Origin of the sequence: Nocardia shimofusensis NBRC 100134 (assembly GCF_001613125.1) — a bacterium.
Taxonomy (GTDB): domain Bacteria; phylum Actinomycetota; class Actinomycetes; order Mycobacteriales; family Mycobacteriaceae; genus Nocardia; species Nocardia shimofusensis.
This window is the reverse complement of the sequence record NZ_BDBT01000006.1, coordinates 88,127-111,104: the sequence shown is the minus strand read 5'-3', so window position 1 is coordinate 111,104 and position 22,978 is coordinate 88,127. Positions and strand designations below refer to the sequence as shown.

22 protein-coding genes are annotated in these 22,978 nt (G+C 69.9%); 14 read left to right on the top strand and 8 right to left on the bottom strand.

Features of this window, described 5'->3' with window-relative positions; all coding sequences use genetic code 11:
• The first annotated feature begins 79 nt into the window (after positions 1-79).
• The 3 genes from NS3_RS08775 to NS3_RS08765 are packed head-to-tail and all read left to right on the top strand — an operon-like array spanning position 80 to position 6,335.
• Positions 80-1,756, top strand: a complete 1,677-nt coding sequence (locus tag NS3_RS08775; protein WP_067856503.1) for an NAD(P)-binding protein — start codon at positions 80-82, stop codon at positions 1,754-1,756.
• The gene (gene nifJ / locus NS3_RS08770) at positions 1,753-5,325 is read left to right on the top strand and encodes a pyruvate:ferredoxin (flavodoxin) oxidoreductase (protein ID WP_067856501.1); all 3,573 of its coding nucleotides are present in this window, start codon (positions 1,753-1,755) and stop codon (positions 5,323-5,325) included. The genes NS3_RS08775 and nifJ overlap by 4 nt, the downstream gene beginning before the upstream one ends.
• Positions 5,325-6,335, top strand: coding sequence for a dihydroorotate dehydrogenase-like protein (locus NS3_RS08765; RefSeq protein WP_067856497.1), 1,011 nt, complete (start codon positions 5,325-5,327; stop codon positions 6,333-6,335). The genes nifJ and NS3_RS08765 overlap by 1 nt, the downstream gene beginning before the upstream one ends.
• 93 nt (positions 6,336-6,428) lie before the next feature.
• On the opposite strand, the gene NS3_RS08760 is transcribed toward NS3_RS08765, so the two are convergent.
• On the bottom strand, positions 6,429-7,088 hold the full coding sequence (locus NS3_RS08760) for a response regulator (RefSeq protein ID WP_067856494.1): 660 nt from the start codon (positions 7,086-7,088) through the stop codon (positions 6,429-6,431).
• 114 nt (positions 7,089-7,202) lie between these two features.
• Here NS3_RS08760 and NS3_RS08755 point away from each other — a divergent pair, with 114 nt between their 5' ends.
• Positions 7,203-7,706: a DUF4132 domain-containing protein gene (locus NS3_RS08755; protein ID WP_067856491.1), complete on the top strand. Its 504-nt coding sequence runs from the start codon at positions 7,203-7,205 to the stop codon at positions 7,704-7,706.
• Between the two features lie 19 nt (positions 7,707-7,725).
• Here the strand turns inward: NS3_RS08755 and NS3_RS08750 are convergent, their stop codons facing one another.
• A complete protein-coding gene (locus tag NS3_RS08750; RefSeq protein ID WP_067856486.1) occupies positions 7,726-9,018 on the bottom strand; it encodes a sensor histidine kinase in 1,293 nt (430 codons plus the stop codon).
• 42 nt (positions 9,019-9,060) lie between these two features.
• Between NS3_RS08750 and NS3_RS08745 the strand changes: the two genes are divergently transcribed.
• From NS3_RS08745 to NS3_RS08735, 3 genes are read left to right on the top strand one after another with little or no spacing between them, the layout of a single operon-like run.
• Positions 9,061-9,849: a TSUP family transporter gene (locus tag NS3_RS08745; protein WP_373865288.1), complete on the top strand. Its 789-nt coding sequence runs from the start codon at positions 9,061-9,063 to the stop codon at positions 9,847-9,849.
• Between the two features lie 46 nt (positions 9,850-9,895).
• Positions 9,896-11,440 carry a TldD/PmbA family protein gene (locus NS3_RS08740; RefSeq protein WP_245649524.1) on the top strand — a complete coding sequence of 515 codons (1,545 nt, stop codon included), beginning with the start codon at positions 9,896-9,898 and terminating at the stop codon, positions 11,438-11,440.
• Positions 11,437-12,828 (top strand): metallopeptidase TldD-related protein, encoded by a 1,392-nt coding sequence (locus tag NS3_RS08735; RefSeq protein WP_174550447.1) that lies wholly within the window; start codon positions 11,437-11,439, stop codon positions 12,826-12,828. Before NS3_RS08740 ends, NS3_RS08735 begins: the two co-directional genes overlap by 4 nt.
• A 19-nt stretch (positions 12,829-12,847) precedes the next feature.
• Here the strand turns inward: NS3_RS08735 and NS3_RS08730 are convergent, their stop codons facing one another.
• From NS3_RS08730 to NS3_RS08720, 3 genes are all read right to left on the bottom strand, one after another.
• Positions 12,848-13,381 carry a DUF4333 domain-containing protein gene (locus tag NS3_RS08730; protein ID WP_084495188.1) on the bottom strand — a complete coding sequence of 178 codons (534 nt, stop codon included), beginning with the start codon at positions 13,379-13,381 and terminating at the stop codon, positions 12,848-12,850.
• A 165-nt stretch (positions 13,382-13,546) separates the two neighbouring features.
• A complete protein-coding gene (locus NS3_RS08725; protein WP_067856473.1) occupies positions 13,547-13,933 on the bottom strand; it encodes a PPOX class F420-dependent oxidoreductase in 387 nt (128 codons plus the stop codon).
• Positions 13,934-14,004: 71 nt separating this feature from the next.
• A complete protein-coding gene (locus NS3_RS08720; protein ID WP_067856469.1) occupies positions 14,005-14,553 on the bottom strand; it encodes a PadR family transcriptional regulator in 549 nt (182 codons plus the stop codon).
• 107 nt (positions 14,554-14,660) lie between these two features.
• Here NS3_RS08720 and NS3_RS08715 point away from each other — a divergent pair, with 107 nt between their 5' ends.
• Positions 14,661-15,404 (top strand): DUF8817 family protein, encoded by a 744-nt coding sequence (locus NS3_RS08715; RefSeq protein WP_067856466.1) that lies wholly within the window; start codon positions 14,661-14,663, stop codon positions 15,402-15,404.
• A gap of 173 nt (positions 15,405-15,577) precedes the next feature.
• Complete coding sequence (locus NS3_RS08710; protein WP_067856463.1) at positions 15,578-16,294, top strand: class I SAM-dependent methyltransferase; 717 nt, start codon at positions 15,578-15,580, stop codon at positions 16,292-16,294.
• A 21-nt stretch (positions 16,295-16,315) separates the two neighbouring features.
• Here NS3_RS08710 and NS3_RS08705 read toward each other — a convergent pair whose 3' ends face one another.
• Both NS3_RS08705 and map read right to left on the bottom strand, forming a co-directional pair.
• Complete coding sequence (locus NS3_RS08705) at positions 16,316-16,630, bottom strand: DUF6191 domain-containing protein (protein ID WP_067856460.1); 315 nt, start codon at positions 16,628-16,630, stop codon at positions 16,316-16,318.
• 9 nt (positions 16,631-16,639) lie between these two features.
• Positions 16,640-17,443, bottom strand: coding sequence for a type I methionyl aminopeptidase (gene map, locus NS3_RS08700; RefSeq protein ID WP_067856457.1), 804 nt, complete (start codon positions 17,441-17,443; stop codon positions 16,640-16,642).
• Positions 17,444-17,549: 106 nt separating this feature from the next.
• Here map and NS3_RS08695 point away from each other — a divergent pair, with 106 nt between their 5' ends.
• Both NS3_RS08695 and NS3_RS08690 read left to right on the top strand, forming a co-directional pair.
• On the top strand, positions 17,550-17,813 hold the full coding sequence (locus NS3_RS08695) for a helix-turn-helix transcriptional regulator (RefSeq protein ID WP_067856454.1): 264 nt from the start codon (positions 17,550-17,552) through the stop codon (positions 17,811-17,813).
• A gap of 100 nt (positions 17,814-17,913) precedes the next feature.
• Positions 17,914-18,732 (top strand): thioesterase family protein, encoded by an 819-nt coding sequence (locus NS3_RS08690; protein ID WP_067856451.1) that lies wholly within the window; start codon positions 17,914-17,916, stop codon positions 18,730-18,732.
• Positions 18,733-18,919: 187 nt separating this feature from the next.
• On the opposite strand, the gene NS3_RS08685 is transcribed toward NS3_RS08690, so the two are convergent.
• Positions 18,920-19,798 (bottom strand): SDR family NAD(P)-dependent oxidoreductase, encoded by an 879-nt coding sequence (locus NS3_RS08685; RefSeq protein ID WP_084495186.1) that lies wholly within the window; start codon positions 19,796-19,798, stop codon positions 18,920-18,922.
• 60 nt (positions 19,799-19,858) lie between these two features.
• Between NS3_RS08685 and NS3_RS08680 the strand changes: the two genes are divergently transcribed.
• The 3 genes from NS3_RS08680 to NS3_RS08670 all read left to right on the top strand — a co-directional run bounded on the left by NS3_RS08680 (position 19,859) and on the right by NS3_RS08670 (position 22,860).
• A complete protein-coding gene (locus NS3_RS08680) occupies positions 19,859-20,431 on the top strand; it encodes a TetR/AcrR family transcriptional regulator (RefSeq protein ID WP_067856446.1) in 573 nt (190 codons plus the stop codon).
• Positions 20,432-20,759: 328 nt separating this feature from the next.
• On the top strand, positions 20,760-20,906 hold the full coding sequence (locus NS3_RS29755; protein ID WP_157101241.1) for a hypothetical protein: 147 nt from the start codon (positions 20,760-20,762) through the stop codon (positions 20,904-20,906).
• A gap of 118 nt (positions 20,907-21,024) precedes the next feature.
• Entirely contained in the window at positions 21,025-22,860 is a 1,836-nt protein-coding gene (locus NS3_RS08670) for a lipase family protein (RefSeq protein WP_067856439.1), read from the top strand.
• Positions 22,861-22,978 lie beyond the last annotated feature (118 nt).

Genomic DNA, 22,978 nt, shown 5'->3' with positions numbered 1-22,978 from the left:
TCCTGGTTCCCGCACGTGCGGATGAGCGACACGCCCGGTAGCCCTGCCGGGGCGGTCGGCAGGTCCTATCGTGGGGGGCATGACTGCTGAGGCGCGCAGCACCGGCGGGGCCGGAGAGCCTCCGGTCCGGCTCTCGCAGGAGCTCACGGCGCTGCCGGATCTGCGGCACGGCCGCCCCCGCGCCGGGCCCGAGCGCGTGCGGCGTCCGGTGTATGTGGATCTGCTGCCGCCGTGCAACGCACGCTGCCCGGCCGGTGAGAACATCCAGGCCTGGCTGGCGCACGCGAAGGCAGGCCGGTTCGAGCAGGCCTGGCGGCAGCTGGTGGACGACAATCCGTTCGCCGCCATCCACGGCCGCGTGTGCTACCACCCGTGCGAATCCGTGTGCAACCGCGGCCGTCTCGACGAGGCGGTATCCATCCATGCGGTCGAACGCTTCCTCGGCGACCAGGCCCGCGAGCACGGCTGGACGTTCACCCCGCCGCCGGTCCGCAGCGGCCGTCGCGTCCTGGTGGTCGGCGCGGGCCCCAGCGGCTTGTCGGCCGCCTATCATCTCGCGCGCCGCGGCCACGACGTCGAAATCCGTGATGCCGGAGCCGAACCCGGCGGAATGATGCGCTACGGCATCCCCGCCTACCGGCTGCCCCGGGACGTGCTCGACACCGAGATCGGGCGTCTCGCCGCCCTGGGCGTGCGCTTCACGCTCGATCACCGGGTCGAAGATCTCGCCGCCGAACGGGACGAGGGCGGTTTCGCCGCGGCGTTCGTCGCCGTGGGCGCGCATCTGTCCAAACGCGTCGACATCCCCGACTGCGACGCCGCGACGATGGTCGACGCGGTGTCGTTCCTCCGTCGCGTCGCGTCCGGCGAGCGGCCCGACGTGGGCACGCATGTGGCGGTCTACGGCGGCGGGAACACCGCCATGGATGCCGCCCGGGTCGCCCGCCGTCTCGGCGCGCAGGACACCGTCATCCTCTACCGACGCACCCGCGATCAGATGCCCGCCCACGCGGAGGAGGCCGAGGACGCCGAACGCGAAGGCGTACGGATCAATTGGCTGCGGACGATCACCGCGTTCGACGGCCCTGAACTGCAGGTGGAGGTCATGGAACTCGACGAGTCCGGTCGTCCCCGGCCGACCGGACGCCTCGAGACTCTGACCGCGGACACGGTGATCATGGCGATCGGGCAGCAGACCGAGTCGACGTTCCTGCGGACGCTGCCCGGCGTCGAGTTCGACCGTGACGACAGCGTGCGGGTGAACGAGTCGCTGATGACCGGATGCCCCGGCATCTTCGCCGGCGGCGACATGGTGCCCGGCGAACGCACCGTGACCGCGGGGGTCGGGCACGGCAAGAAGGCCGCCCACCATATCGACGCCTGGCTGCGTGGCACGTCCGACGCCCGGCCTGCCAAGCATCCGATCGCGACATTCGATCAGCTGCACCTGTGGTACTTCACCGACGCCGACCGGCGTGCCCAGCCCGAACTGCCCGCCGAGCAGCGCACGGCCGGGTTCGACGAGGTGGTCGGCGGTCTCTCGCCGCAGGCCGCGACATTCGAGGCGGGCCGGTGCCTGTCGTGCGGGAACTGTTTCGAATGCGACGGTTGCCTCGGGGCGTGCCCGGAGGATGCGATCGTGAAACTCGGCGCAGGCCACGGCTACCGCTACGACTACGACAAGTGCACCGGCTGCGCGGAGTGCTTCGAGCAGTGCCCGGTCCATGCCATCGAGATGTTCCCGGAGCCGACATGACACGTGCGACGGTCGACGGCAACGAGGCCACCGCCTCGGTGGCCTACCGGCTCAACGAGGTGTGCTGTATCTATCCGATCACGCCCTCGTCGACGATGGCAGAGCTCGCCGACGAATGGTCCAGCGCCGGACGGCCCAATCTGTGGGGCACGGTGCCGACCGTGGTGGAGATGCAGAGCGAGGGCGGGGCGGCGGGCGCGCTGCACGGCGCCCTGCAGGGTGGGGCGCTGGCGACGACGTTCACCGCCTCACAGGGCCTGCTGCTGATGATTCCGAACATGTACAAGATCGCCGGCGAGCTGACCTCGGCGGTCATGCACGTCGCGGCCCGGTCCCTGGCCACGCAGGGACTGTCGATCTTCGGCGACCATTCCGACGTGATGGCGGTGCGCCAGACCGGATTCGCCCTGCTCGCTTCGGCCTCGGTGCAGGAGGCCCACGATCTGGCGCTGGTGGCGCAGGCCGCCACCCTGCGCACCCGGGTGCCGTTCCTGCACTTCTTCGACGGCTTCCGCACCTCGCACGAACTCAACACCATCGAGACCCTCTCCGACGGCGACCTGCGTGCCCTGGTGCCCGAGGGGCTCGTCCGCGATCACCGTGGACGCGCGCTGTCGCCGCAACGCCCTTTCATCCGGGGCACCGCCCAGAACCCGGACACCTACTTCCAGGCGCGGGAGACGGTCAACCCGTTCTATGCCCGGGTTCCGGCGGTGGTCGACGAACTGATGGCCCAGCTCGGGCAGCGCACCGGACGCGACATGCGCGTCGTCGACTACACCGGCCATCCCGAGGCGGAGCGGGTGCTGGTGCTGATGGGCTCGGGAGCGCAGACCGCCGCCGAAACGGTGCGTGTGCTCGCCGAGTCCGGGGAGAAGGTCGGGGCGGTGCAGGTGCGGCTGTATCGGCCGTTTCCCGCCGAAGCGCTGCTCGCCGCCCTGCCCGCGACGGTGCGCACGATCGGGGTGCTCGACCGCACCAAGGAACCGGGCTCGTTCGGGGAGCCGCTGTATCTCGATGTCGTCGCCGCCCTGGCCGAGGCGTACGCCACCGGGCGGCGGGCGCATCTGCCGCGGGTCTGCGGCGGCCGTTACGGGCTCTCGTCGAAGGAGTTCACCCCCGCCATGGTGGCCGGGGTGTTCGCCGAACTCGCTCGCGAGCACCCGCGCAGCCGGTTCACCGTCGGCATCGACGACGACGTGTCGGGCACGAGCATCGTCTACGATCCCGGGTTCGATCTCGAGGCCGACGACACGGTGCGGGCGGTGTTCTTCGGTCTCGGCTCCGACGGCACCGTCGGCGCCAACAAGAACACCGTCAAGATCCTGGGCGCGCGGGAAGACCTGCACGCCCAGGCCTACTTCGTCTACGACTCCAAGAAGTCCGGCTCACAGACCGTCTCGCACCTGCGTTTCGGGCCACGCCCGATCCGGGCGCCGTATCTGATCGGCCGGGCCGATTTCGTGGGCTGCCACCAGTTCCGGTTTCTCGAGAAGGTCGACGTGCTCGGCCGCGCCGCGGACGGCGCCTCGCTGCTGCTGAACTGCCGGTATCCGGCCGACAAGGTGTGGGACGCCCTGCCGCGGCAGGTCCAGCGGCAGATCCTCGACAAGCGCCTGACCGTCTACGCGGTCGACGCCGGCCGCATCGCCCGCCGGGTCGGCTTGGCCGGGCGGATCAACGTGGTGCTGCAGACCTGCTTCTTCGCGATCTCGAACGTGCTCCCCCGGGCGGAGGCGCTCGCCCGGATCAAGGACGCCGTCGCCGCCACCTATGCCGACCACGGCGCCGACGTGGTGCGGCGCGAACTCGAGGCGGTCGATCTGGCCGTCGAATCCCTGCACCGGATCGCCGTCCCGGACCGGGTGAGCAGCACCGCCGTGCCCGCCCCGCTCGTGCCCGACGACGCGCCCGAATTCGTGCGCACCGTGACCGCGGAGATGATGGCGGGCCGCGGCGACGCGTTGCCCGTCAGCGCGTTGCCGGTCGACGGCAGCTACCCCAGCGGAACCACTGCCTACGAGAAGCGCAACATCTCCGAACTCGTCGCCGCCTGGGATCCGGACACCTGCATCCAGTGCGGCAACTGCGGTTTCGTCTGCCCGCACAGCGTGATCCGCACCAAGTTCTACGACGAGGGCCGGCTCACCGGCGCCCCGCCTGCCTTCCCGTCGGCCCCGCTCGGGGCCGTCGGTCTGCCGCAGGCCCGCTACAGCCTGCAGGTCTACGTCGAGGCCTGCACCGGCTGCGGCCTGTGCGTCGAGGCCTGTCCCGCGCTCACTCCCGGCACCCCACCCGCCAAGGCCATCAATCTCACCCCCCGCGAACCCCGGGTGGCCACCGAGCGGGAGAACATCGCGTTCTTCGAATCCCTGCCCGCGGTCAACCGCTCCCGCGTCGACTTCGGGACCGTCCGCGGCACCCAGTTCCTCGAGCCGCTGTTCGAGTTCCCCGGCGCCTGCGCGGGCTGTGGGGAAACCCCGTATCTGAAGCTGCTCTCGCAGCTGTTCGGCGACCGGGCGATGATCGCCAACGCCACGGGCTGCTCGTCCATCTACGGCGCCAATCTGCCCACCACCCCGTGGACGACCGACGCGGACGGGCGCGGACCCGCCTGGTCCAATTCGCTGTTCGAGGACAACGCCGAATTCGGGCTCGGGTTGCGGCTCGCCGCCGACGAACACACCGACCTCGCCCGGCGCCGTCTGACCGAGCTGCGGGACGTGATCGGGCCCGCTCTCGTCGACGACATCCTGACCGCGCCGCAACTGCGCGAGTCCGAGCTGCGCGCCCAACGGGAGCGGGTGGCCGAACTCGACACCCTGCTCGCACAGCTCGATCCGGCGCTGACCGCCGACCTGCGCAGTGTGCTCGATCATCTGGTGCGGCGCAGCGTGTGGATCGTCGGGGGTGACGGCTGGGCTTACGACATCGGCGCGGGCGGACTCGACCACGTTCTGGCCGGCGGCCGCAACGTCAATATCCTGGTCCTCGACACCGAGGTGTACTCCAACACCGGCGGGCAGATGTCCAAGGCCACCCCGCTCGGCGCGATCGCGAAGTTCGCCGCCGCGGGCAAGACCGTACCGATGAAGGATCTCGCGTTGCAGGCTATCGCGTACGGCAACGTCTACGTCGCCCGCGTCGCGATGGGCGCCGATGCCCAGCACACATTGCAGGCGATGCGCGAAGCCGAGGCCTACGAGGGCCCCTCGCTGGTGATCGCCTACAGCCAGTGCATCGCGCACGGCATCGACATGCGTCAGGGGATGGATCAGCAGTACCGCGCGGTGGCCAGCGGGCATTGGCCGCTGATCCGCTACGACCCGATGCTGCGGGCGGCCGGGCGGAACCCGTTCCTGCTCGACTCGCACCGCCCGCGCATCTCCCTCGACGAATACCGCAGCCGGGAACTGCGCTATCGCGCGCTGGCCAACAGCGACCCGGCCGAGTACAACCGGATCCTCGCCCTCGCCGAAGAGGCGATCGCGCAACGCTGGAGCCGCTACGAGCAGATGGCTTCCCAAGGGCCGCAACACTTCACCGCCGACGCTCGGAAGGCTCGCTGATGGACCTGTCGACGCGGTACCTGGGTCTGGCACTGCGGAATCCGCTCGTGGCGGCGGCGTCCCCGCTCTCGCGGACGGTCGAGGGCGTCCGCAGGCTCGCCGACGCGGGCGTCGGCGCGGTGGTGCTCTATTCGCTGTTCGAAGAGCAACTGATGCGCGAAGCGCAGCGCAATGCGGCATTGACCGAGCACGGTTCGCAGAGCTACGCCGAGTCCCTGTCGTATTTTCCGGAGCGAGCCGCGGAGGATCACGGCCCGCGCCGGTACCTGAGTCTGCTCGAACGCGCCGCGCGGGTCGTGCCGATTCCGGTGATCGGCAGCCTCAACGGCGTCACCCCGGGCGGCTGGACCGGTCATGCCAGGTCCATGCAGGACGCCGGCGCGGCCGCGATCGAGCTGAACATCTACTTCCTGCCAGGTGATCCGCACATCAGCGGAAGGGACGTCGAGCAACGACACCTCGACGTCCTGGCCCGGGTCAAGGACGCCGTCACCGTGCCGGTGGTGGTCAAGATCAGCCCCTATTTCAGTTCTGTCGCGGAAATGGCGCTGCGTCTCGACGAGGCGGGCGCCGACGGGCTGGTGCTGTTCAACCGGTTCCTGCAGCCGGGCATCGACTGCGAGACCCGCACCGTCGTCCCGGACATCCAGTTGTCCACCGCGGCCGAATCCCGCCTGCCGCTGACCTGGATCTCCCTGCTGCGCGGGCGGATCGACGCCGCACTCGCCGGCAGCGGAGGAGTCGAGGACGGCGCCGACGTCGTCGGGTACCTACTGGCCGGGGCCGATGTCGTGCAGTCGGCGTCGGCGCTGTTGCGCCATGGTCCCGAGTACGCCGCCGTCCTGCTCGACACCCTGTGTCAGTGGATGCGCCGCAAGGAGTACCGCGGCGTCGACGAGTTCCGGGGGTTGCTCGCCGTGCCCCCCGGCGCGAACGGGACGAGCCGCGGGCGTGACGACTATGTCAGCGCGCTGCGCGATGCCGACACCCGCGCGTACGGCATCCTCTGAGTCACGCACCCGGTACCCGGAGTCGCCGCCGACCGTCATGATCGACCGGCCCCTTCCTGCCCTGATCGTGGCATCGCGCGGGTGCGCGGGTCCTCAACCTCCGGGTCGCACCAGTCCGGTTTCGTAGGCGAGGACCACCGCCTGGACCCGATCGCGCAGACCGAGCTTGGTCAGGACCCGTCCGACATGGGTCTTCACCGTGGCCTCGGACAGGAACAGTTCGGCGGCGATCTCGGCGTTGGAGCGGCCCGCGGCGATCTGCTCGAGTACTTCGCGTTCGCGGGCGGTGAGCGCGTCCAGGATCGAGGGGTCGCGCATGCCGGCGGGGTCGGCGGCCACCATGCGGTCCAGCAGGCGTTTGGTCACCTTGGGTGAGACCACCGCGTCCCCGGCCGCGACGCTGCGGACGGCCGAGATCAGATCCTCCGGCGGGGTGTCCTTGAGCAGGAACCCGCTCGCACCCGCGCGCAGCGCGCCGAGGGCGTGCTCGTCGAGGTCGAAGGTGGTCATGACCAGTACTTTGCAGCCGGTGCCCGCTTCGAGGATGCGGGTGGTCGCGGTGACTCCGTCGACCACCGGCATGCGCACGTCCATCAGCACCACGTCGGGTCGCAGTTCCCTGGTGCGGGTCAGTGCCACCGCGCCGTTGTCGGCCTCGCCGACCACCTCGATGTCGGGGTGCGCGCCGAGCACCATCTTCAAGCCCATGCGCATCAATTCCTGGTCGTCCACGACGAGTACGGTGATCGGCACCGCACCAATCTAGCCGCGCCGAAGACCGGTCGCGAACGGTCCGTCGAGCGGAGAACGGTGTCGGCGCTCGTCGTTACGCTTTCCGGTTCGATCGATCCAATCGTGGTGGGGCGCATGAACGAAGAACTCCGAATGCTCGACATCCCCGGCTTCCCCGGTGTCTCCGCCGGCGGACGGCGCACCCCGGCGCGGCCGGGGCCCAGATCGACTGTCCAGTGCGCGGGTCTTCCCGCGCCGCCGTCGGCGCGGCCGGTGTTCCGGTTGACCGAGGCCGAACGCCGTGCCACCTCGTTGGCGAGATTCGCCCGTCGCATGGTGCCGACCGCCGCGCTGGCGCGGTTGGGCCAGGCGGGCTGGCGGCTGGCCCGCCCGGTCGACGGCCTGCACGATCATCTCTACCGACCAGTCGGCGCGGACCTGCGGGTGCTGCTGCAGCTCGACGACGGGCTGGCCGCCGACGACCCGTGGGCCGATGACGAACGGGTGGTGGAGGCTGTCGAACTGTCCTCCGCGCCTCCCGCGCCCTGGTGGAGTCGCTGCGGGGACACCGTCTTCGGAGTGCTGGATCCGCTCACCGCGAGCGAGGTGCTGCGCGAACTCACCGACGCTCTGGGCTGAGCTACGCAGCCGAAGGCATTCAGCGCCAGGGCATTCCGGTCGACCCGGGATGTTCGGCGAGTTCGAGCGGGATGATCGCGCACACCCGCCAGGCGCCGCCGGGTTCCGGCCCGACGGTGAGGCTGCCGCCGAGCACGGCCACGCGCTCGCGCATACCGACCAGGCCCAGCCCGCTGCCTCCGCCCAGCCCGCTCGCGCTGGTCGACGAAGTGCCGCCCACGCTGTTCGGCTCGCCACGACGCCCGGATACGCCGCGCCCGGGCATACTCGCCCCCGGCGCCCCGGAAGGTGAGTCGGCGACCGGGGCACCGCCGGAATCGGTGACTTCGATCAGCACGTCGTGCTCGCGACGATGCACCCGCACCCATGCCTTGGGGTGCGCGCCCGCGTGCCGCAGGGTGTTGGTCAGCGATTCCTGCACGATGCGGTGCACACCGAGGCTGACCTCGGGGGTGATGTCGTCGATCGCGCCGGTCATCTCCAACTCCACCGCGAGCCCGGTGCCGCGCATCATCGCCACCACCTTGGCGATGCCGGCCGTCCCGTGCTGGGGCAGTTCGCCCGGCGCGTGCTCGGTGCGCAGCAGTTCCACCGTGCGGCGCAGTTCGCGCAGGGCGTCGCGGCCGGTGGCGGCGATGACGCCGAGGGACCGTTCGGCGGCGTCGGGGTCACGGCGCAGCGCGAAGCGGGCGCCGTCGGCCTGGACGATGATCACCGACACCGCGTGCGCGACCACGTCGTGCAGTTCCCGCGCGATCCGGGTGCGCTCGGCGGCGACAGCTTCGTGGGTGCGTCGGCGCAGTTCGTCGTCGGCCACCGCCAGGCGCGCGGCGACCTCGGCGTCGTAGGCGTGTCTGGCGCCGTTGAATTCGGCCAGTGTCCAGCACAGCGCGTAGTAGACCGCCACGAACGCCAGTGTGGTGGTGGTCGGCTGATGCAGCAGCGCCATCGCCAGCAGCGAATCCACCGCCAGCGCCACCAGCAGGATCAGTCCCTCGCGCCTGCCCACGTAGGCGACCAGGGTGTAGAGCATCACGCCCAGGCCGAGCAGCGCCGGGTGCTGGACGGCATCGTCGAGCAGATATCCCAGCAGCGTCGTGCCGATCGCGAGCGCCACCATGGCCGCCGACATCGACCGGGGATACCGCCGCCGCAGCGCGATCGGCAGCGGGAGCAGGCCCGCGAGCACCAGATAGACCGCGGGCTGAACGGCCGCGCCGATGGCGGTCAGGTCGAACACCAGCAGGCCCAGCGCCAGCATCGAATCCGCCACCAGAGGCTTGCCGCGCAGCCAGAGACTGAACTGTCGCACCGTCCCAGCCTAGGGGCGCGGTCGGTGGCGCGGATTCATCGGATGTCTGGTTGGCTGGAGCGCGTGGATCTCACGGACTGGCTCGTTCTCCTGACCGCCGCAGGTGCGGCGGGCTGGGTGGACGCCGTGGTCGGCGGCGGCGGGCTCATCATTCTGCCGACGCTGTTCCTGGTGTCGCCGGGCATCGCGCCCGCGACGGCGCTGGGCACCAACAAGTTCGCCGCGGTCGCGGGAACCACCGCCTCGGTGCTGACCTTCGCGCGCAAGGTCCCGATGAACTGGAAGCTGCTGCTGCCCGCGGCGACCCTCGCCGCAGGCGCGTCTGCCGCGGGCGCGGCGGCGGTCTCGCTGATCGACAAGGACCTGTTCATCCCGATCGTGATGGTGGTCCTGGTCGCGGTCGCCGTCTTCGTGACCGCGCGGCCGTCGGTCGGCATCACACTGGCGACCGACCCGCCGACTCGCCGCAAGACGATCCTGGTGGTGCTGTTGGCGGCCGGTCTGATCGGCGCCTATGACGGTCTGCTCGGACCGGGGACCGGGACGTTCCTGATCATCACCTTCGCCACGCTGCTCGGTACCGAGTTCGTGCGCGCCGCGGCGATGGCCAAGGTGATCAACTGCGGCTCCAATGTCGGTGCGCTGATCTTCTTCGGCCTCACCGGGCACATCCTGTTCGCGCTCGGCGCGGGGATGGCGGTGGCCAATGTGCTGGGCGCGATCGCGGGCTCGCGGATGGCGCTGCGCAAGGGCGCGGAGTTCGTCCGGATCGTGCTGCTGGTCGTGGTGGTCGTGATGGTGGTCCGGCTGGGCTGGCAGCAGTTCGGCTGAGTTCCGCTCATGCGGTCGCCGGGGCGGAACCGGTAGCGTGGCCGAGGTGAGCACCGCGATTTCCGAGGGCCGGGCAGGCCGGGCCGTCGACGCCGAATTCCGTGCGCTACCCCTCGGTGCGCTCGCCGAGGCCGCGCTCGCCGCGGCCAGGGCTGCGGGCGCCGAACACGCCGATCTGCGCGTGCACCGGTTGCGCACCCAGTCCATCCGACTGCGCGACGGGCGCGTCGAGGCGGTCACCGACAGCACCGACCTCGGTTTCGCGGTGCGCGTGATCGTCGACGGCACCTGGGGTTTCGCCTCGCATGCCGCCCTGTCCCCGCAGCACGCGGCCGCGGTGGCCCGGCAGGCCGTCGAGGTCGCGACAGCCCTGCGCGAGCTCAATCGCGACCGCGTGGAGTTGGCGGCCGAACCTCGTTACGACGATGTGGAATGGGTGTCCGGCTACGACATCGACCCGTTCGAGGTGCCGACCGCGCACAAGGTCGGGCTGCTGCAGGACTATTCGGAGCGCCTGGCCGCCGCCGACGGGGTCGATCACGTCACCGCGGGCGTGCTGCAGGTCAAGGAACAGACCTACTACGCCGACACCACCGGGACGATCGTCACCCAGCAGCGGGTGCGCGTGCACCCGGAACTCGAGGCGACCACTGTCGATTCGGCCGCCGGTGTCTTCGAGACCATGCGCACGCTCGCCGCGCCCGCAGGCCGCGGCTGGGAGTACGTGACCGGGGCGGACGGCGTCTGGAACTGGGACGACGAACTCGCCCGCATCCCCGGGTGGCTGGCCGAGAAGGTGAAAGCGCCCACGGTCGTCGCGGGCCCCACCGATCTCGTCGTCGACCCGACGAATCTGTGGCTGACCATCCACGAATCCATCGGCCACGCCACCGAGTACGACCGCGCCATCGGCTACGAATCCGCCTACGCGGGCACCTCCTTCGCCACCCCCGACAAGCTCGGCACCCTGCGCTACGGCACCCCGATCATGCAGGTCACCGGTGACCGCACCGAGCCGTTCGGCCTGGCCACCGTCGGCTACGACGACGAGGGCGTGGCCGGGCAGCGCTGGGATCTGGTGCGTGACGGTGTGCTCGTCGGCTACCAGCTCGACCGCGCCTTCGCCCCGCGCCTGGGACTCGAGCGCTCCAACGGCTGCTCCTACGCTGATTCCGCGCACCACGTGCCTATCCAGCGGATGGCCAATGTGTCGCTGGCCGCCGATCCGGAGAACGACACCAGCACCGAGGAGCTGATCTCGCGGGTCGAGGACGGTCTCTACATCGTCGGCGACAAATCGTGGTCGATCGACATGCAGCGCTACAACTTCCAGTTCACCGGTCAGCGGTTCTTCCGTATCCGCAACGGCGAGCTGGCCGGGCAGGTGCGCGATGTCGCCTACCAGGCCACCACCACCGACTTCTGGGGCGCGATGGAAGCCGTCGGCGGCCCCTCGACCTGGCGGCTCGGCGGTGCGTTCAACTGCGGTAAGGCCCAGCCCGGTCAGGTCGCCGCGGTCAGCCACGGCTGCCCGTCGATCCTGGTGCGCGGCATCAATGTTCTGAACACCCGGACGGAGGCAGGTCGGTGAGCGCACTGGGGGTGCCCGCGGGCGAGGTGGTCGAGCGGGCGCTGGCCGCGTCCCGGGCCGACGAGGCGATCGTGCTGGTCACCGACGCGCACGAGGCGTCGTTGCGCTGGGCGGGCAATTCGATGACCACCAACGGCGTCTCGGTGTCGCGGCAGTGGGCGGTGGTGTCGATCTTCCGTGACGGCCGGGACGGCGCGCGCGTCGGCAGCGTCGGCTCCACCAGCGTCGATCCGGCCGAAATCGAGACCGTGGTGCGGGCCGCCGAAGAGGCCGCGCGGACCGCCGAACCCGCGAAGGACGCCGCGCCGCTGCTCGAGGCCGACGGCCCCGCGCCGGACTGGGCGGGCGAACCGGGCAGCACCGGTATCGAGGTGTTCACCGAGTTGGCGCGCGGGCTGGCCCGCGGATTCGACGGCGCCGACCGGCTCTACGGTTTCGCCCATCACCGGGTCCACACCACCTGGCTCGGCTCCTCCACCGGGTTGCGCAGGCGGTTCGTCCAGCCCACCGGATCGCTGGAGATCAACGGAAAGCGCGGTCCCGACGGCGATCCGGCCAGCGCGTGGGTCGGGGTGGGCACGCCCGATTTCACCGATGTGGACGTCGCCGGATTGCTCGGGGAGTTGTCGCGGCGACTGGATTGGGCGGCGAAGAAGGTCGAGCTGCCCGCCGGGCGCTACGAGACGATCCTGCCGCCCTCGGCGGTGGCCGATCTGATGATCTCGCTGATGTGGTCGATGGAGGCCCGTGGCGCGTACGAGGGGCACAATGCCTTCGCCAAGCCGGGCGGCGGCACCAGGATCGGGGAGCGGCTCACCGATCTGCCGCTCACGCTCTACTCCGACCCGGCCGCCGAGCATCTGCGGCACCGGCCGTTCGTCGCGACCTCCGCGTCCTCGGACACGCTGTCGGTCTTCGACAACGGCCTGCTCGCCGAGCGGGTGGACTGGGTGCGCGAGGGCGTGGTCCACGCCCTGGCCCAATCCCGTGCCACCGCAGCCGAATTCGGGTCCGTCACCACGATCCCCGGAGAGAACCTGCTGCTCACCGGAGGCTCGTCGGCGAGCGTCGACGATCTGGTCGCGAGCACCGAACGGGGCCTGCTGCTCACCACCCTGTGGTACATCCGCGAAGTGGATCCGGCCACCCTGCTGCTGACCGGGCTCACCCGCGACGGCGTCTATCTGGTGGAGGACGGGCGGGTCACCGCCGAGGTCAACAACTTCCGGTTCAACGAGAGCCCACTGGATCTGCTGCGCCGGGTGAGCGAAGCGGGCGCGACCGAGCTGACGCTGCCACGGGAATGGTCGGACTGGTTCACCCGGACCGCCATGCCGCCGTTGCGGATTCCCGACTTCCACATGTCCTCGGTGAGCCGGGCCACCTGAGCCCGTCCCCCGGCGGGACTCAGAAAGGCCTGCTCACCTCGTAGACACCGTCGGCGCTGGTGATGGTCACCGACACCGACTTCGGCTCGCCGTCGACCGTCACCGCGCAGACGAACTGCGCGCCGACCACGATCGCCTGACCCGCCGGGCAGGTCGCCGCACCGATGCCGGTGAGACTGTAGGAGTCGGTCAGGACCGTCACCACCCCGCTCTGCACAGCGGCCTGATCGAGGACGCCGGTCTCGGGGGCGAGGGTGGTGACCGCGGGCGCCTCGGTGGCGACGGTGATCTCGAGCGGTGCGGGAATCTGACCGGCGGGCGCGGCGGCCACCGGCGAGGACGTGACCGTAGTCCGCGGGGCGTCGCTCATCGCGCTCTCCCGCAGATTCACCACCACCAGTCCGGCGATCACCCCGGCCACCGCGATGGCGACCGCCGCCACGATGGCGGCGACCAGCACGGAAGCCCAACCGCCGTCGGTGTGCTCGGGTTCGGGCGCTTCGGCGACCGGGTAGGGCTGAGAAGCCCTCGGTGGCCGCGTCGGTGCTGTCATGAACGATCCCTCCCGCCGGGGCAGGGACGCGACATCATGTCCGCCTGGGGACCACCCCGGTTATGCCCGTCGAAGAATAGCCGACACCCCGGTGAACGGCGGCTCCTGGGCCGGAATCTCCGTGCCCGGCTTGCCGATTCCCTCCCCCGCGGACCGGAAGCGGGGTCAGACAGCGGGTGTGATCTCGATGCCCACCGTCCCGGCCTTGCCGCGACGGATATTGCTGCCCACCAGCGCCACCCACGCGAGCAGCTTGTATTTGCGCTTGAGCAGGGTGCGGACCTCTTCGGTGCCCGCGGCGTCGAGTACCCGGCCGGTCCCCTCGATCACCGGACCGCTCAGCTTCTTTCCTCGCGCGTCGCACGCCTGCACCCGGACCGCCGGATCACGCCGCAGCCGCTTGACCTTCCAACTGTCGGTGACCGTCCACACGTAGAGCTTTCCCTGGTCGGCCGCCGCCCACACCGGCGTACCGACCGGCGTACCGTCCTTGCGGAAGGTCGTCAGCATCACGTAGTCGGCAGTTCCGGCTTCCCCGAACGCATTCGTCATGTCCGCAGCCTAGGTCGTCGTGGCGAGCCCGGCCACGCTCCAGGTTGTCCGCCGTCCCCGGTGAGCCGCAGTCAGTCGCCCAGTGCGTACTCGCCTGCCTCCAGGCGGGCCAGCAGACCGCCGGTCCAGCCGGTGAGATTGTCGAAGACGCCGCTCCACAGTTCGAGCAGATCGGTCGCGTGCGGAGTTTCGTAGCGGCCGGGGAATTGCGGGATCATGGCGAGCAGTTCCTCGCGCACCGCCGCGGCATTGCGCTGTTGCTCACGCAAGAGGTCGATCACCTGCGCACGGGGCAGCGCGTCCATGAACGCGATGCCCGCGCCCAGTTCTTCCATATCGATGCTCACCAGCGCCTGATCCATGAGTCGCCGGAACTCGGTCTCGCCGTCGGGGGTGAGCTCGTACAGCGTCCGCGCCGGGCCCTCGTCGCTGCGCTCGCTCCCCGCCTCGCGCAGCTTGCCTTCGGCGCTCAACTGCTTGAGCGCGTGATAGATCGAGCCGGGCTTGGCGTTGGTCCACGTCTCGGCCCGCCACGACAACAGTTCCCGTCGCACGGCGTATCCGTGCGCGGGCCCCTGGCTGCGCAGGACTCCGAGGACGAGCAGGCGTACCACGGACACGGCGGCTCCCTTCTGGTAGCCCTCGATGCTAGTCGAACTTGACTTCCGCAGGACCGGGCGTAGGTTGGTAATCAAATTTGACTACCAGCCGAAAGGCGTCAGTCCCGATGACCGACTCCCCCGTCCCCATTCTCCGGACCTCGAACTCGCGCGCCACGCTCGACTTCTACCGAGCGCTCGGCTACACGGTCACCCACGAGCAGACCAAGCCCTACGTCTATCTGGGTGTGGAACTGGCGGGCTGCGACCTGCATTTCAGTCCACCCCCGAAAGGCACGGTCACACCGTCGGAATCGGTCTACTGCCTGGTCATGGTCGACGACGTCGCCGCGCGGCACCGGGCCTTCACCGAGGCCATGCGAGGCGCCTACGGCAAGGTACTGACGAAGGGGTACCCGCGGATCACCCGATTCCGCCCCGGGCAGTCCCGGTTCAGCCTCATCGATCCCGACGGCAACACGCTCATGTTCATCCAGCGCGACGAACCGATGGACGTCGAATACGGCGGCGCCGCCGACCTCAGCGGCCTGGCCAAGGTGATCGACAATGCGCGCATCCTGCGGGATTTCAAGGTCGACGACAAGGCCGCCGGGCGAGTGCTCGAGGTCGGGCTCGGCCGTTTCCACGAGATCGCACCCGCCGTGGACAGAGCCAAGGCCCTGGCGATGCTGGCCGAAATCGCGATCGCGGCGGGCGATTCCGCGCGGGCCGAGCGGTTGCGCGCCGAGGCCACGGCGCTTCCGCTGTCCGACGAGCAGCGCACCGCCGTGGCCGAGGAACTGCGGGCGGGCGAGGAATTGGCGCGCTGGCTCGGTGACAAGGGTGAGTCGTTCACCGGACACGCCGAGTGACTTTGACATCTCCCGGTGCCCATCCACTAGCGTCGCGGCAGGACACGGACTCTGCGATCCATTCGGAGACCACGGCGATTCCGGTGATCGGCGTCGCCGACGACGAGCGTAGCGGCATCCAGCATGCCGTCGGGGAGAGGCACCGTACCGGCGGCCGACGAAGGGGATAACCCGTGGGCAGCAGCGATTTCGCGTATACCGGGTGCGACAACCTGGAGGCGATGACCAAGGCGGTCAACTACAACACTTTCCTGGTCGACACAGTCGACAAACATCTCACCTTCCCCGACATCCCAGCCGATATGCGGGTATTGGATTTCGGCGCGGGCTCGGGCACTTACGCCGACATGCTTTCCGAGCGGGGGATCAGCCCCGAATGCCTCGAACCCGACGAAGAACTGCAGCACATCCTGCGGTCGAAGGGCTACAAGGTCGTCGACTACGACGAGGCGCAGCCCAGCGAGACCGAACAGTACAGCCTCATCTACACCTTCAACGTTCTCGAGCACATCAAGAACGATCAGGCCGCCTCCGAGCAGCTGGCGACACTGCTGCGACCCGGTGGCAAGCTGGTCGTCTACGTACCCGCGCTGGAGATCCTGTACAGCACCATGGACGCCAAAGTGGGGCATTACCGCCGCTATCGGCGCACCCAACTGAACCGGATCCTGCGCAACGCCGGCCTCGAGATCGTCGAATCGCGATACTGCGACCCCATCGGCTTCTTCGCGACCCTGGCCTACAAGGTGCTCGGCTCCGCCGACGGCACCCTCGACCCCCGATCCGTCGAACTCTACGATCGCGCGATCTTCCCGCTCAGCAAGGCACTGCAGATCCTGACGGGCAAGTTCTTCGGCAAGAACGTCATAGTCGTCGCCACCAAGCCCTGAACCGCACTCGCGGCTTCACCGCTACGGCACGGCGCGGCGGACCAGGCAGGCCGCCCCCGCGGCGAGGTCGATCTCATCCCGCGGCGGCGCCCCGTCCGAGGGCGCCTCGCGGTGCATGAGCGTCGTCATCCGCTGCTCGAACTCGATGTGCTTGGAGCCCTGGAACGCCGCGGTCACCTCCTCGAAGCCGGCCGCGGCCACCGGGGCTCCCCCGCGGGGCCTACTCCAGGTCAGGAAGCGCGAGCCGGTGAGCCGGTTCCAGACGACCTCGGCAACGGCGAGCGCGATCAACAGCAGGGCGAGACCGGGAACGGTCATCGCGACGAGCAGGCCCATGCCGACATCCTAGGTACCGATGTCGGCAAGATCATCAGCTCTGGGGATCCGGCGAGTGAGGACAACCGGCCCGTTTTCGGTGATCGCCACGGTGTGTTCGGTGTGGGCCGTCCTGGAACCGTCGGCCGAACGCACCGTCCAGCCGTCCGCGTCGTCGATGTAGACACGGCCGGTGGTGCGGGCGAACCACGGTTCCAGCGCCAGCGTCAAGCCGGGACGCAGCCGCAGGCCACGGCCCGCGCGACCGGTGTTGGACACGTGCGGATCCTCGTGCATGGTGCGACCGAGCCCGTGCCCGCCGAACTCGGTGTTGACCGGATATCCGTAGGCGGCGGCCACCGCGCCGATGGCCGCGGAGATATCACCGATCCGGTTCCCCGGCACGGCCGCGTCGATCCCCGCCGCCAGCGCCTCCTCGGTCGCCCGTACGAGCCTGAGGTCCTCCTCGGCGGCGGTGCCGACGATCGTGGTGATCGCGGCATCGGCCACCCAGCCGTCGATGGACACGGCCAGATCCATCGTCAGCACATCGCCGTCGTGCAGCCGGTAGTCGAACGGCATTCCGTGCAGCACCGCGTCGTTCACCGCCAGACACACGGTGTTGCCGAACGGTCCGCGCCCGAACGAGGGCGCGTAGTCGACGTAGCACGAGACCGCACCGCGCTCCCGGATCCGTTCTCGCACATACGCTTCCAGGTCGAGAAGATTCACTCCGACCTGTGCCCGCTCGCGCAGCTCGGCGAGCACGTCGGCGACGAACGCCCCCGTCACCGCCATCCGCTCGATCTCCCGCGGGGTCTTCAACTCGAGCATGTCACGCCCTCCAAACCGGTATTTTAATACCACCGTAGCCGAATCGGTATTTTAATACCAGCCGAGCGATTGCGGGTGCGTCGTCGCGCCGCCTACCCTGGTCGGCATGGTCCGTCTCCCGTTGACACCCGCCCAGATCGAGGCTGGTCGCCGCCTCGGCGGCAGGCTGCGGGCCGCCCGCGCCGACCGCGACCTCACCGATGTCGCCACCGCCGCGGGCATCTCGCCGGAGACATTGCGCAAGATCGAGACCGGCCGCCTGCCCTCCCCCGCCTTCGGCACCGTCGTCGCCCTCAGTCAGACGCTCGACCTGCCCCTCGACGAGCTCGCCGAGGTGTGGCGTTCGGCCGGGCTGGCCGAGTCGGCCTAGCGATCCGCCCGCCCGCGCCCGCGCGCCGGGATGGGTGAACTCGGCCACAAAGACAACCACCCGACTGATCGGTCGGAAATCGACTCCTTAGTTTGGACGTATGTCCGACAAGAGCGAGATCGCTGCCTACTTCCGGCGCGTCGGTCCCCAGCGCTTCGTCCCCACCGCGCACGCGACCGGTGCATGGACCGCCGACGAGCAGCATTTCGCCCCGGTTGCCGGGCTGCTCATCCACGAGATCCAGCGCATGCGAGCCGACGAGCAGCGTCCCGCGATGGACCTGAGCCGGATCACCTTCGACATCCTCGGCCGGGTGCCGGTCGGCGAATTCGATGTCGCGGTCCAAGTCGTACGACCGGGCCGGACCATCGAACTGGTCGAGGCCACCGCCGTCGCCGCCGGTCGCGCCGTCGTCACGGCACGCGCCTGGCTCATGAGCAGCGGCGACACCGCGAGCGTGGCAGGCGGCGCGCTCGACCCGCTCCCCGCGCCCGAATCCCGGCCGCGCTGGGCGATGGACTCGTTGTGGCCGGGCGGGTTCATCGCCTCTCTCGACGTCCGCACCGTCGGCGAGTACCGCCCCGGACGCGCCGCCGCCTGGATTTCCACGGAGCTGGATCTGGTCGAGGGCGAGCCTTCGGACACGGTCACCTCGTATATCACTCTCGTCGACACGGCCAACGGCATCGCCGCCAGGGAGAAGCCGTCGGAGTGGATGTTCCCGAACCTCGATCTGAGCATCCACCTGCACCGGCAGCCGGAAGGCCGCTGGGTCGGCCTGGACACCGCCGTCGTCTTCGGCGGTACGGGACAGGGGCTCACCACCACGATCCTGCATGACGTCGCCGGTCCCGTCGGTTACGCCCAGCAGATCCTGACCGTGCGTCCGCAGTCGGCCGATTGGCCGCCGACGCGCTGAGCTCTGCCCGGTAGGACGATCCGTTGCCCGGGGAGGGTGAGGCAAGTAGCGTCCTGGCGTCTCCGACCGGAAGGATGTGTCCAGCCGGTACCGTGAAGACCTCTCCATGGACGAGAAGACCGCGCGCGGGCACGCGAACATCGCGACGTCCCTGAACCGCCTCAGCGCCTGAGCGCGAACACCCGCCCTACGACGACCGCGCTCGAGCGAGCAGCTCGGCGGTCACGGTGTCCAGCCGCATCGCGCGCGGCGGATCGAAATCTCTGCCGGTCAACGGGACTCGCCGATTGCGGAACCAGGCCGAGACCGGCGCGGCGGGCGGCCCGTCGAGCAACTCGACCAGCGACGGCACCGTCTCCTCCACTGAACGCGCGAACACGGTGGCCAGCCCCTTGGTCAGCACGCGCTGGGCCGTGGGCAGCGGATCGGCCATGGCGGTGCGGACGAAGCCGGGATTGAACAGGACGTACCGCACGTTCGTCCCCGGATGGCGGGCCGGATACGCGACAGCCAGCAGATCGTTGCAGCGGGAGGCCTGCATGGCGGCGCGGCGACCGCGATAGTCGCGGACGAATTGAAGGTCGTCCCATCGGATCTTGCCGGGGAGCCCGCCGGAACCGGCCAGGCTCAGCACGACCGGTACGGTGGCGCGCTCGAGCTGGGCGGCGAGTTCGTGGCCGAGCACGTAGCGGCTGAGATAGTTCAGCGCGAAGGTGAATTCGAGGCCGTCCCCGGTCTCGACCCGGGTGGGCTGGAACCGTTGCGCCCCGAAGACCAGTCCGTCGAGCGTGGAGGTCCACGCGCCGACCTCCACGACGGCGGCCCGCATACCCGTGAGGGTGCTCAGATCGGCGCGCACGAAATGGGCACGGTCGGCCGCGCCGATCGAGGTTGCCGAGGCAAGGAACCGCTGCCCCTTCTCGGCGCCGCTGGCGATGGCGACGACCCGATCACCGCGGCCGAGCAAGTGCAGCGCGAGGCCGCGGCCGATGCCATCGGTGCCACCGGCGATGACATAGCTTCGACGATGTATATCCCTTGTATCACAAAGGTTTTCGACTTCCATGACCCGACGGTAGGAGCGACTCGAACGACAAGTCAACTATTGATGACTTAGGGTGACTCCGTGACTCCCCGATCCGGCCGCCGCCGGGACCGCGCCGCCACCCGGACAGCCCTGCTGGACGCCGCCCGCCGCCGCTTCGCCCGCCAAGGGTTCGACAGCACCGGCGTGCGGGAGATCGCCGCCGACGTAGGCGTCGACCCCGCACTGGTGTTCCGCTACTTCGGCTCCAAGAAGCAGCTCTACGCCGAGGCGATCCACATGGAGATCCCCACCGGGCTGGCCGCCGACCGCCACCGCCCCGTGGCGCATCTGGCCGACCAGTTGCTGCGCGACGTCGTCTTCGCCGACCAGTCGGAGTACGGCGGTGAGCACCCGTTGCTGGCCATGCTCCGCTCAGCCAACCGCGACGAGATCCGCGACCAGCTGCGCACCCACCTCTGCGAGGATTACCTCGACGCCGTCGCCGACCGCATCCCCACACCCGACGCCGCGCTGCGCGCCGAACTCGTCGGTGCGCTGCTGCTCGGCCTCGGTGTCATGCGATCGGTGATCGAAACCCCCGCACTCACCGAGGCACCGTTCGAACACACCCGGGTTCTCACCGCCAGAATGATCATCGCCCTCACCAGCTGAAGGGAGATACCGATCATGCGCGAACTCCACGAACTGCCGTACGCCGCCTACCTCGGTCCTCTCGGCGAGGACCCGCTCCCCGAAGCCGATTACGACTGCGTCCGGCTCGAGAGCGCCGAATACAAGGAGATCGACCTCCGCAATGTGCGGTTCGCCGAGTCGGCTCTGGCCGATCTCGTGTTCGCCGGGGGCGATCTCGCGCACACCAGGTTCACCGATGTCTGGCTGAACCACGTCGACATGACCGCGACCTCGCTGGCGGAGACGACATGGCTGGACGCCGAGATCGGCGGCAGCGCCTGGATCGCTGACCCTGAACAAGACGACGATGACGAAGGTCGACTTCCGCGGCACGCAGGCGCTGAGCATCGCCCAGGGAATCGAGTCGTTGCGCGGCGCGACGGTCGACCACGGGCAGCTGATGGAACTGGCGCCCTCGTTCGCGGCGGCGCTGGGCCTCACCGTGACCGACTGACCGACTTCTCGCGTCCCGTGCCCGGCTACCGCGCTGCCATGCCGGCTCATGCGAGCATGAAGGGCAACTGTGGGTTCGCCGGCGGGCGATCCCGTGGATCGAATGTCGAGGAGCCCGCATGGCTGCCCGTGATTTTCGTGCCCTGATACCGCGTGCGGACGTGATCGCCGAGCGATTGCCCCGAGCGTCGGCCGTCGTCGTCGGGCTGCTGGCAGTGCTCGTCGGACTGCTGCTCATGGTCCGCCCACTGACCGCGCTGACCGCGCTGGCGCTCCTGATCGCGGCGGCTTGCGTAGTGACCGGCGTGGGCGAGCTGGTCTTGCCGCGCTGTGCGGGCCGGCTCGCCACGGCGCTCGCACTGGGCTGGGTGCTGACAGGTGTGCTCGTGGTGGTCCAGATGGGGTCCGCGATCGACCTGCTCCCGCGATTCGTCGCGGCGGCACTGGTGATCGGCGGTGCGATCCGAGCGGCGGGTGTCCGCGCCGGAACACTCGATGACCGGGTGATCGCCGGAATGCTCGCCGCCGCCGAGATCGTGCTCGGCGTGGTGGCCTGGCTCTGGCCGGATGTGACGTTGCTGGTGGTGGCGGTGCTGTTCGGCATCCGCACGGTGACACTCGGTGCGGGACTGCTGTGGGCGGCCAGGCCGAGTCAGCGGGCGATTCCCGCGACTCCGGCGACTCCGGCAACTCCAGGGACTCCAGGGACTCCGGCGGCTCCGGCGGCTCCGGCGGCTCCGGCCACGCTCGCGCGGGTCGGCCGGGTGGTGGCGGCGGGGCTGGCGCTGGCGCTGGCGATCGCGGTGGCCGTGGTGAGCGCACATCTGCGGGCCTCGTCGCCGCGGACGGAGGATTTCTACTCCGCGCCCGACAGCGTGCCCGCCGAATCCGGTGTGTTGCTGCGCGCCGAGCCGTTCGCCCGCGGCGATATTCCGGCCGAGGCGCGGGCGTGGCGCATTCTCTATTCGACGGTGGACGCCCACGGGTCGGCCGCGCTGTCCAGCGGTCTGGTCCTGGTGCCGCGCGATGCCCCGGCCGGGCCGCTGCCGGTAGTCGCCTGGGCGCACGGCACCACCGGTTTCGCCACCGGATGCGCCCCGACGCTGTTGCCCGAACCGCTGGCCGCGGGCGCCCTGCCCGCGCTGCCCCAACTGCTGGCCGAAGGATGGGCGCTGGTCGCCACCGACTACACCGGCCTGGGCACTGCCGGACCGCACCCCTACCTGATCGGTCACGGCGAGGGGACCTCGGTGCTCGATGCCGTGCGCGCCGCCAGGCAACTGCCCGACATCGACCTCGACGACCGCACCGTGGTGTGGGGACATTCCCAGGGCGGCCACGCCGCACTGTGGACCGGCGTCCTCGCCCCCGGTTACGCGCCCGACGCGAACGTCGTCGGTGTCGCGGCCATGGCGCCGGCCGCCGACGGTCCCGGCCTGGTGCGGCACCTGCCGAACGTGGCGGGCGGCACGGTCTTCGGCTCCTACGTGATCGCCGCCTACACCGCCATCTACCCGGACGTGAACGTCGACCACTACATCATTCCGGCCGCCCGCACCCTGGTCCGCGACATGAGCACCCGCTGCCTGGCCGAACCCGGCGTCCTCGTCTCGGTGCTCAGCGCGATGTCCATCGACCGCGATCGTCCGATCTTCGCCAGGGACCCCCTCGACGGACCGTTCGGCGACCGCCTGCGCGAAAACGTCCCGGCGGGCGAGCTCACCGTTCCGCTGCTGCTCGCCCAGGGCGGCGCCGATTCACTCATCACCCCGGATGTTCAGCGGGCCTACGCGAGCGACCGGTGCGCCGCGGGCTGGAACATCGACTACCGCATCTATCACGGCCGCGACCACCTCGGCGTCGTGGCCGCGGACTCCCCGCTCGTCCCCGAACTCATCACCTGGACCCGTGCCCGCTTCGCCGACAGGCCGCAGATACCGAATTGCCCGGGCTGACAGTGCCGCCCGCCCGCCGACGCGGTGGAGGCGCCGACCACCGGGCGATCGCCTACCGCCTACCGGCTACCGGCTACCGGCTACCGGCTACCGGCTACCGGCTACCGGCTACCGGCCA

Excerpts from the sequence above, each read along its gene's own strand:
- NS3_RS08670 (WP_067856439.1), top strand. The coding sequence starts at position 21,025 with ATGGCTGCCCGTGATTTTCGTGCCCTGATACCGCGTGCGGACGTGATC.
- NS3_RS08765 (WP_067856497.1), top strand. The coding sequence starts at position 5,325 with ATGGACCTGTCGACGCGGTACCTGGGTCTGGCACTGCGGAATCCGCTC.
- map (WP_067856457.1), bottom strand. The coding sequence starts at position 17,443 with ATGCTCGAGTTGAAGACCCCGCGGGAGATCGAGCGGATGGCGGTGACG.
- NS3_RS08725 (WP_067856473.1), bottom strand. The coding sequence starts at position 13,933 with ATGACGAATGCGTTCGGGGAAGCCGGAACTGCCGACTACGTGATGCTG.
- NS3_RS08755 (WP_067856491.1), top strand. The coding sequence starts at position 7,203 with ATGAACGAAGAACTCCGAATGCTCGACATCCCCGGCTTCCCCGGTGTC.
- NS3_RS08705 (WP_067856460.1), bottom strand. The coding sequence starts at position 16,630 with ATGGGCCTGCTCGTCGCGATGACCGTTCCCGGTCTCGCCCTGCTGTTG.
- NS3_RS08745 (WP_373865288.1), top strand. The coding sequence starts at position 9,061 with ATGTCTGGTTGGCTGGAGCGCGTGGATCTCACGGACTGGCTCGTTCTC.
- NS3_RS08775 (WP_067856503.1), top strand. The coding sequence starts at position 80 with ATGACTGCTGAGGCGCGCAGCACCGGCGGGGCCGGAGAGCCTCCGGTC.
- NS3_RS08695 (WP_067856454.1), top strand. The coding sequence starts at position 17,550 with ATGGTCCGTCTCCCGTTGACACCCGCCCAGATCGAGGCTGGTCGCCGC.
- NS3_RS08685 (WP_084495186.1), bottom strand. The coding sequence starts at position 19,798 with ATGGAAGTCGAAAACCTTTGTGATACAAGGGATATACATCGTCGAAGC.
- NS3_RS08715 (WP_067856466.1), top strand. The coding sequence starts at position 14,661 with ATGACCGACTCCCCCGTCCCCATTCTCCGGACCTCGAACTCGCGCGCC.
- NS3_RS08690 (WP_067856451.1), top strand. The coding sequence starts at position 17,914 with ATGTCCGACAAGAGCGAGATCGCTGCCTACTTCCGGCGCGTCGGTCCC.
- NS3_RS08730 (WP_084495188.1), bottom strand. The coding sequence starts at position 13,381 with ATGACAGCACCGACGCGGCCACCGAGGGCTTCTCAGCCCTACCCGGTC.
- nifJ (WP_067856501.1), top strand. The coding sequence starts at position 1,753 with ATGACACGTGCGACGGTCGACGGCAACGAGGCCACCGCCTCGGTGGCC.
- NS3_RS29755 (WP_157101241.1), top strand. The coding sequence starts at position 20,760 with ATGACGAAGGTCGACTTCCGCGGCACGCAGGCGCTGAGCATCGCCCAG.